The following is a 2334-nucleotide window of genomic DNA, read 5'->3' as shown; positions in this document are numbered from 1 at the left end:
GGCCGCCGGCGCAGCAGTCGAGGGAGTGCACATGTTTGAGAGGTTCACCGACCGCGCGAGGCGGGTGGTCGTTCTGGCTCAAGAAGAAGCCAGGATGCTCAACCACAACTACATCGGCACCGAGCACATCCTCCTGGGTCTGATCCACGAGGGTGAGGGTGTCGCCGCCAAGGCGCTGGAGTCGCTGGGCATCGCCCTGGAGGGCGTGCGCCAGCAGGTCGAAGAGATCATCGGCCAGGGTCAGCAGGCGCCGAGCGGGCACATCCCGTTCACGCCGCGGGCGAAGAAGGTGCTGGAGCTGTCGCTGCGCGAAGCGCTGCAGCTCGGCCACAACTACATCGGTACCGAGCACATCCTGCTGGGCCTGATCCGCGAGGGCGAAGGCGTCGCCGCGCAGGTGCTGGTCAAGCTGGGAGCGGACCTCAACCGGGTCCGCCAGCAGGTGCTGCAGCTGCTCTCGGGCTACCAGGGCAAGGAGTCCACCGAAACCGGTTCCGGCGGTCGTGGTGAAGGCACCCCGTCGTCGTCGCTGGTGCTGGACCAGTTCGGCCGCAACATGACCGTGCTCGCCCGCGAGGGCAAGCTCGACCCGGTCATCGGGCGCGGCAAGGAGATCGAGCGGGTCATGCAGGTCCTGTCGCGGCGGACCAAGAACAACCCGGTGCTCATCGGCGAGCCCGGCGTCGGCAAGACCGCCGTCGTCGAGGGCCTGGCGCAGAGCATCGTCAAGGGCGAGGTGCCCGAGACGCTCAAGGACAAGCAGCTCTACACCCTCGACCTGGGCTCGCTGGTCGCCGGTTCCCGCTACCGCGGTGACTTCGAAGAGCGCCTGAAGAAGGTGCTCAAGGAGATCAAGACCCGCGGCGACATCATCCTGTTCATCGACGAGCTGCACACGCTGGTCGGGGCGGGTGCCGCCGAGGGTGCGATCGACGCGGCTTCGATCCTGAAGCCGATGCTCGCCCGCGGTGAGCTGCAGACGATCGGTGCGACCACGCTCGAGGAGTACCGCAAGTACATCGAGAAGGACGCCGCCCTCGAGCGCCGGTTCCAGCCGATCCAGGTCGGCGAGCCGTCGCTGGAGCACACGATCGAGATCCTCAAGGGCCTGCGCGACCGGTACGAGGCGCACCACCGCGTCTCGATCACCGACTCGGCGCTGGTCGCCGCCGCGACCCTGGCGGACCGGTACATCAACGACCGGTTCCTCCCGGACAAGGCGATCGACCTGATCGACGAGGCCGGCGCCCGGATGCGCATCCGCCGGATGACCGCGCCGCCGGACCTGCGCGAGTTCGACGAGAAGATCGCGAACGTCCGCCGCGACAAGGAGTCCGCGATCGACGCGCAGGACTTCGAGCGGGCCGCCCGCCTGCGTGACGAGGAGAAGACCCTCCTCGGCCAGAAGGGTGAGCGGGAGAAGCAGTGGAAGGACGGCGACCTCGACGTCGTCGCCGAGGTCGACGACGAGCAGATCGCGGAGGTGCTGGCCAACTGGACCGGCATCCCGGTGTTCAAGCTGACCGAGGAGGAGACCACCCGGCTGCTGCGCATGGAGGACGAGCTCCACAAGCGCATCATCGGCCAGGAGGACGCGGTCAAGGCCGTCTCGCAGGCGATCCGTCGTACGCGTGCCGGTCTGAAGGACCCGAAGCGCCCGTCGGGCTCGTTCATCTTCGCCGGCCCGTCCGGTGTCGGTAAGACGGAGCTGTCGAAGGCGCTGGCGGCGTTCCTGTTCGGTGAGGACGACGCGCTCATCCAGATCGACATGGGTGAGTTCCACGACCGCTACACCGCTTCGCGGCTCTTCGGTGCCCCTCCGGGCTACGTGGGCTACGAAGAGGGCGGCCAGCTGACGGAGAAGGTGCGTCGCAAGCCGTTCTCGGTGGTCCTGTTCGACGAGATCGAGAAGGCGCACCAGGAGATCTACAACACGCTCCTGCAGGTGCTGGAGGACGGCCGCCTGACCGACGGTCAGGGTCGCACGGTCGACTTCAAGAACACGGTCCTCATCTTCACGTCCAACCTGGGCACGTCGGACATCTCGAAGTCCGTCTCGCTCGGGTTCGCCGGTGGCAACGACACCGGTACCCGGTACGAGAAGATGAAGCAGAAGGTCAACGAGGAAATGAAGAAGCATTTCCGCCCGGAGTTCCTGAACCGGATCGATGACATCATCGTGTTCCACCAGTTGACCAAGGAACAGATCATCATGATGGTCGACCTGATGATCAACCGGGTGGAGAAGCAGCTCAAGGCCAAGGACATGGAGCTGGAGCTGACCGAGAAGGCCAAGTCCTTGCTCGCGAAGCGCGGCTTCGACCCGGTGCTGGG

Annotated in this window: 1 protein-coding gene; it reads left to right on the top strand. The window is 66.1% G+C overall.

The annotated features are described in order from the left end of the window. Positions 1-31: 31 nt before the first annotated feature. Positions 32-2334 (top strand): ATP-dependent Clp protease ATP-binding subunit (locus ACZ7PG_RS51135; RefSeq protein WP_470246523.1); only part of this gene is annotated, 2303 nt, incomplete at its 3' end.

Source organism: Amycolatopsis sp. NPDC114504, assembly GCF_055633595.1.
The sequence above is the reverse complement of the archived record's forward strand: the minus strand, read 5'-3'. Positions and strand labels throughout refer to the sequence as shown.